8 protein-coding genes are annotated in these 6011 nt (G+C 71.3%); all 8 read left to right on the top strand.

The window, feature by feature from the left end; genetic code table 11:
* Positions 1-136: 136 nt before the first annotated feature.
* The 8 genes from AB0D93_RS41235 to AB0D93_RS41200 all read left to right on the top strand — a co-directional run bounded on the left by AB0D93_RS41235 (position 137) and on the right by AB0D93_RS41200 (position 5876).
* Entirely contained in the window at positions 137-463 is a 327-nt protein-coding gene (locus tag AB0D93_RS41235; protein ID WP_362131817.1) for a hypothetical protein, read from the top strand.
* Between the two features lie 70 nt (positions 464-533).
* A complete protein-coding gene (locus AB0D93_RS41230; protein WP_362131814.1) occupies positions 534-770 on the top strand; it encodes a hypothetical protein in 237 nt (78 codons plus the stop codon).
* 75 nt (positions 771-845) lie between these two features.
* Positions 846-1256, top strand: a complete 411-nt coding sequence (locus AB0D93_RS41225; RefSeq protein ID WP_362131811.1) for a DUF6573 family protein — start codon at positions 846-848, stop codon at positions 1254-1256.
* A 78-nt stretch (positions 1257-1334) separates the two neighbouring features.
* The gene (locus tag AB0D93_RS41220; protein ID WP_362131808.1) at positions 1335-1652 is read left to right on the top strand and encodes a hypothetical protein; all 318 of its coding nucleotides are present in this window, start codon (positions 1335-1337) and stop codon (positions 1650-1652) included.
* A gap of 415 nt (positions 1653-2067) precedes the next feature.
* Positions 2068-3903 carry a ParB N-terminal domain-containing protein gene (locus tag AB0D93_RS41215; protein WP_362131805.1) on the top strand — a complete coding sequence of 612 codons (1836 nt, stop codon included), beginning with the start codon at positions 2068-2070 and terminating at the stop codon, positions 3901-3903.
* Between the two features lie 92 nt (positions 3904-3995).
* On the top strand, positions 3996-4346 hold the full coding sequence (locus tag AB0D93_RS41210) for a hypothetical protein (RefSeq protein ID WP_362131803.1): 351 nt from the start codon (positions 3996-3998) through the stop codon (positions 4344-4346).
* 396 nt (positions 4347-4742) lie between these two features.
* Complete coding sequence (locus AB0D93_RS41205) at positions 4743-5027, top strand: hypothetical protein (protein ID WP_362131800.1); 285 nt, start codon at positions 4743-4745, stop codon at positions 5025-5027.
* 72 nt (positions 5028-5099) lie between these two features.
* A complete protein-coding gene (locus AB0D93_RS41200; RefSeq protein ID WP_362131797.1) occupies positions 5100-5876 on the top strand; it encodes a hypothetical protein in 777 nt (258 codons plus the stop codon).
* The last annotated feature ends 135 nt before the right edge of the window (positions 5877-6011 follow it).

Here is a 6011-nt window from a genome sequence, read left to right as displayed (position 1 = left end):
TTTTCGAGAAAAACCCTGGTCAGACCCCCTTTCCCGCTTCCAATTCTGGCCCAACGCTGGTAATGTTGTCCTTGTTGGAAGGGGGTGGCACCCCGGACAACGAGAACCACTCGAAACCCGAACTGAGGAGCACCCAATGCGCGCACTCATCGAAGCCATCAAGACCGTTCGTGCCCGCCGCCGCGCGGCCAAGGGGGGTCTCCGCTCGTACACGGTGGTTCTGGACTGGGCGACCAAGGAGTACGCCCACTACGCGACCGAGGTTGTGCAGGTTCGCGCCGCCTCACCGCTCGCCGCCGAGATGGCCGCCTACCTCCAGGCCGCCGAGGCGAACGCCCACCACGTCGACCAGTTCGAACAGGCGGTGACGGGCCGTGACTTGGTCATCGTGGCGGGCCAGCTGTTCAAGCACATCGCCACCTTCCCGGGCACGCAGTACGCGATCCAGTCCGACAAGTTCTGATCCCTGCCGGGGCGGCGGATGGCACCGCCGCCCCGGCCCCGCTCGAAACCCACCGACGAAAGGTCGACCCGTGGCCATCTACCTGTTGTTCGGGTTCCTGTACTTCACCGGGGTGAGCTCACCGTTCGACGTGGCCCAGGACCTGGCCGGAGAACGGCCCGTCCGGCGCTTCGACTTGGCCCTGGCCGTGGCCGTGTGGTGTGCCGCGCTCCCGCTGTGGCCCCTCGCTGTGGTCCTGCGCGCGGTGGAGGCCCTGCGCGGCTGGACGGACCGGCTCGCGACCGTGCGTAAGCCCGGTCACTTCTGAACACCCCGGCCGGGGCGGCGGATGGCACCCCCGCCCCGGCTCCGACTCGAAACCCGTACGAAGAGAGGTACTCTCGTGACCACGACCGCCACCGTCTACACCCGCGCCCACGCCATCAAGGACGGCCTACTGATCGAGGCTGACCCCGGCATTGCCGAAGAGATGGAGTTCCCCGCCCCGGTCGCCATGACCGAGGCCGTCTACCGCGACTGTGTCGCCGTCCCCGAGGCGTACGCCTGGACGACCGGCATCCGGCTGGACGAGACCGAGCGGGAATGGGATCTCTTGCTCACCGCGTCCCGCGCGATCAAGGCCGCCGCAGGCTCCGGCCGCCAGCCCCGGCTCGCGCTCACCCTCTACCGCGTCCCCGTCGACGGCATCAGCCGCGACGCCCGGCGCGTGACCCTCGTGGCCGAGTCGTCGCCCGGAGACCACGGCGAGCGCGTCATCACGATCATGCGCCCCACCGAACGCCTGCCCTACTGAGACCGCCCCGCCTGGGCGGCGGATGGCACCGCCGCCCAGGCCCCTCGAAACCCGACACCCGCAGAACGGAGCACCATCATGGCTACCCCCCGACTCGACCACCTCACGGCGACCGGCACGGACGGCATCAACCGGCGCATCTTCCTGGCCGACGGGAAGGGCCTCAGCGTCAAGGGCGAGCCCGGAGTCGCCCTGTTCGAAGAGGTCTACCTGGCCGAAGGTCTCGACGCCCCCGACGGCGAGGCGTGGGAACAGGAAGACCCCATCGAGCTGTGGCTCACCTCCGGTGACGAGCCCGACCGGGGACGCCTGTTCTACGACGTGCCGGTTACGGCAGTCCGCGCACTCATCGAGGAGCACGGCGGAGAAGGGACCGAGCAGGACCCCATCGGCTGACACCGCCGCACTCCTGAGACGGGCTCACCGCCCCCGCTCCCGCCAGCACCGGCTGGAGCCGGGGGCGGGGGCGGAACGCGCCGAGCGCGACGGCCGCCATCGTTCGCCGAGGTCGCTGCGCCGCCCCTCGGGCGGACCGTCCGAAGGCGCCGGCCGGACCGCACCGGAGTCGCCGGCCGGCGCCTGCCGGTGGTGCGACGCCCCGGCGGCCGCGTGCCCGGACAGCGGCGCGGAACCGGTCCGACGTGGCGCACCAGCGGGCGGACCGGCCCGATTCCCGAGAAAAGCCCTGGTCACGGGGCCCGAAACCCTTGGTGATCAGGTTCAATCCTGGTAATGTTGTCCTTGCTGGAAGGGGGTGGCACCCCGACCGACACCACCACTCGAAACCCACACCGAACCCCACGGAGGAACCGTGACCGTGACGCAGAACGAGCAGGCCCCGGCCGCCATCGCAGAAGAGGCGGACGCCGGACGGCTGGAGTGGATCGACCCGCTCACCGACTTCCGCCCGGACGAGCCCGAGGAGAGCCGGGTCATCGTCGACCCGTTCAACCACCGCAAGAAGCGCGAGGACGGCGAGGAGGACACCACCGAACCCGACCCCGGCCTGATCGCCAGCGTGGACGCCGTGGGTGTCCAGCAGGCCCCGGTCCTGCGGCCCCAGGTGGGAGAGCACGAGGGCAAGCTGGGCATCGTCATGGGACAGCGCCGCATGAAGGCGGCGCGAGCCGCCGCAGAGAAGGCCGTGGCCGAGGGCCGCAAGTACCGGAAGGTCCGCGTGATCATCCGCGACGACCTGAAGGGCGTGGACGACGAAGCCCTGGCCGGGTCCATGGTCGAGAACGTCCACCGCGCGGCGGCCAGCGCCCAGGATGACCTGGACGCCGCCCAGCAGCTCGCTTTCATGGTCAACGCCAAGCGGGTTCCCAAGGCCCGCAAGACCCAGCTCGCGGCGGCCATCGGCCGGACGGCGGAGGAACTGGACGCCGCCCCCCGGGTCGCCAAGATCGCACCCGAGGTGATCGAGGAACTGTGGGAGTCGGGGGCAGAGTTCGACTGGGTAGAGCAGGCCGATTACGCCGAGGTCGAGGACGTTCCCAACGCGCTGTGGAAGCTGGAGCAGGCCAAGCGGAAGGACAGGGAGGAGGGCAACACCAAGCGGGGCGCGTGGCGACAGGCCATGCAGGCGCTGAAGTTCGAGAAGGAGAAGGCCGAGCGCATCGCGGCGACCACGGCCGAGCTGGCCAAGAAGATGATCCCGGTCGTCAAGTGGCCTCACCGCTGGGAGCACACCACCGGCCGCCCGCTGGAAGAGCTGGTCAGCGCGATCGGCAAGCCGCTGACCGAAGCGGGCCACAACGAGACGTGCGAGGGGCACGCGGCCGCTTTCGACCCGGCTGACGGCGAAGTCGTGTGGGTGTGCGTCGACTACAAGAAGCACGGCCACCGGCTTGCCGACGCCCCGGAGTCCGGCGACACCGAGAGCGGCGAGGCCGTCGAGAAGGCCGACGCCGAGCGGGAAGCCGCCCGCGAGGAGGCCCGGCGCGTGAAGACCAACAACGCCGCCTGGCGTTCGGTGCGCGAGGTCCGGCAGGCGTTCATCGTCGACATGTGCCAGGACAAGGGCGAGGCCCCGGCCGACGTGAAGGACCTGGTGCTGGCGACGATCCTCACCGGGCGCTACACCTACACCCACTATGTGACGGCCGACGGGCGCAGTCTGCTGGCCAAGTTCCTGAAGGATGAGGCGCTGAAGGGCTACGACTCGGCGGACGCGGTGGCCAAGCTGGTCAAGCGCACGGGGGCCAAGCGGTACTGGTGGCTTCTGTTCGCGCACGTCGCAGGCATGTACGAGTTCGAGCACATGACGGATGAGGCGTGGCGCGGCAAGAAGGACGAGTTCGGTCGGCGCAAGCCCATCGAGCGCGAGACGGTCGAGTGGCTGAACTTCCTGAAGAAGCACGGCTACAGCCTCTCCGAGGTCGAGGAGGAGACCCTGGCCACGGCTCAGCGGCAGGCCGAGGAGAAGGCCAAGCGGGATGCCGAACGCAAGGCCGAGCGCGAGCGCTGGGAGCGTGAGCGCGAGGAGGCCCGGCTCAAGCGGGAGGCCGAGGAGAAGGCCGCGCGGGAGGCCGAGGACGCCCAGGGGGACGAGGACCGCGAGGCTGACGACGAGCCGGACGCCGTGGACGGCGCGGCCGACGGCCAGGAAGACGGCGGCGAGCACGGCGAAGCCGACGACGAGTAGCGCACCCAGCGGGCCCGCCCTCAGCCGGGGGCGGCGGATGGCACCGCCGCCCCCGGCACCTCGAAACCCCCACACTCCATGAGGAGATGACCATGCAAGACGCCACCGAGACCACGGGCGAGCGGCTGACCCGCACCCTTCAGGCCCACGGCCTGGCCGTGCGCACGCTGGTCTCCCGCTGCTACGACGGGAACCGCATCGTGGTCGACATCGAGGGCGGAGCCGAAATCCGGATCGCCGACCAGCGCGGCCTGATCGACGGGCGGGCCGACTGGCATTGCGGGTGGATCGCCCGCTACCTGCCGCACGGGGCCCGCAGTGGTGAGGGCGAGACCCGCATCTACGAGTCCAGCGGCGCGCGGCTCCCCTTCGAGCAGGACACCGCCGCCCTGGTGGTCGCCGTCGTTCAGTGCGCCGCCGCCCGCAGTCTCGCCATCGCATGAGATCAAGTGCCAGCGTCGTACCGGGCGGCCCCAGCCGGCCCCGCCCGGCACCGGGCAGCAAGGCGTGACGTACCGGGCCGGGATGCCCGGGGTAAATAAAACCGGCGACCGCCCTGCCATAAGGCAGGACCCCCCGCACAAGTGCGGCAGGCTGGCGCGGTCGCCGGTTCCTCGAAACCCGCACCGCGCGTGGTGGCGACATCCCAGAAGGGGCGCTACTTCCACGCGATACGAGGTAACCCCAGGGTAGCGGGTCGGAGGCGGGGGACGAAAAAGACCCGGGCAACGCGCGCACGGTCCTTCCGTTCAGGGTGAAGTCTGGTATTATTGTTCTTGCTGGAAGGGGATGGCACCCCGACCGGCATTACCACTCGAAACCCGAACCGAGGGACGGATATGACCACGACCACGCAGCTCCCGCAGGCCCCGCTGACCGGCCTGCGTGACTACCTGCTGGCCCTCGCGGCCGACGAGGACAAGACCCCGATGGCGGAGCTGGACGGCATCAGCGACAGCGTCCTCGCGGCCTACTGGCACGGCTACGTCGAGGCCAGCAAGTCCGGCCACACCGGACAGGAGCTGCACATCGCAGCATTCGGAGCCTCCCTCTTCGCACCGCTGAGCGCGGTCTGCGCCGAGATCAGCACGGTCAGGGCCGCGCTCGCCCAGTCGTTCCAGTAGCCCGCCCAGCCGGGGCGGCGGATGGCACCGCCGCCCCGGGCCTCACTCGAAACCCACCCCCGAGGAGATCACATGGCCCTCACCCCTACCCCGGCCCTCACCGGCGGCGACGCCTCAGCAGCCCGCTACCGCAGGAACCTGCTGGTCACCGGGAACGGCGGCCGGATGCTCACGGAGACCATCGGCCGCCCGGTCCTCCGCGCCCGCCAGACCGCCCAGACCTACCGCGCCGCCGTGCAGGACATCGAGAACAACCGTTGCAACGCGCCCGGCCGCCGCTGGCTGCGGATGCAGTCCGCCGTGTGCCACCACCGGGCCCGCATCGCCGCCGACGAGGAGGCCCTGGCGGTCGAGAACAACCAGCCGGCCCAGGCCGCCCGGTGGTCCGCCCTCGCGGCCGCCTACGCCAGGGCGGCCAGGCACCTCGCCCACACGGTGCCCAACGCGGGCGCGGCGGTCGCCATGCTGACCGCCGCCGCCATCGCCCTGGAGAAGGCCGCCCTGCCCCTCCCGGACCAGACCGGACAAGCGCCCTTGTCCAGCATCCCCATGTTCCGGATCGACACCGGCCGCCAGGCCCTCGCCGCCGCCCGAACCGGCGACGGCCCGCTGGCCAAGGCCATCAACGGCGTGGAGATCGAACTCCTGCTGTTCGCCTCCTGGGCCGAGGGCCAGCACGAGACCGGCTACCACGCGGCGCGGCAGGCCGTGCGCGCGCTGGATCGCGCCCGCAAGACCGCCGAGGAGGACCCGCAGGCCCTGGCGGCCGCCCTCCACCTGGCCGAGCAGGCTCTGGACGCGGCCGAGGCCATCACCACCCGCGACGACGAGGAGCACACCGTCCACTGACCTTCCACCGCACACCTGCCGGGGGGGGGGGGGGGGGCCCCGCCCCCCCCCCCCCCCCCCCCCCGCCCCCCCCGCGCCCCCCCCCCCCCCCCCCCCCCGGGGGGCCCCCCCCCCCCCCACAAGCGACGCCCCGAA

This window comes from Streptomyces sp. NPDC048191, assembly GCF_040652655.1.
Lineage (GTDB): Bacteria > Actinomycetota > Actinomycetes > Streptomycetales > Streptomycetaceae > Streptomyces.
Note: the sequence above shows the minus strand (reverse complement) of the source record. Positions and strands in the feature narration are given on the sequence as shown.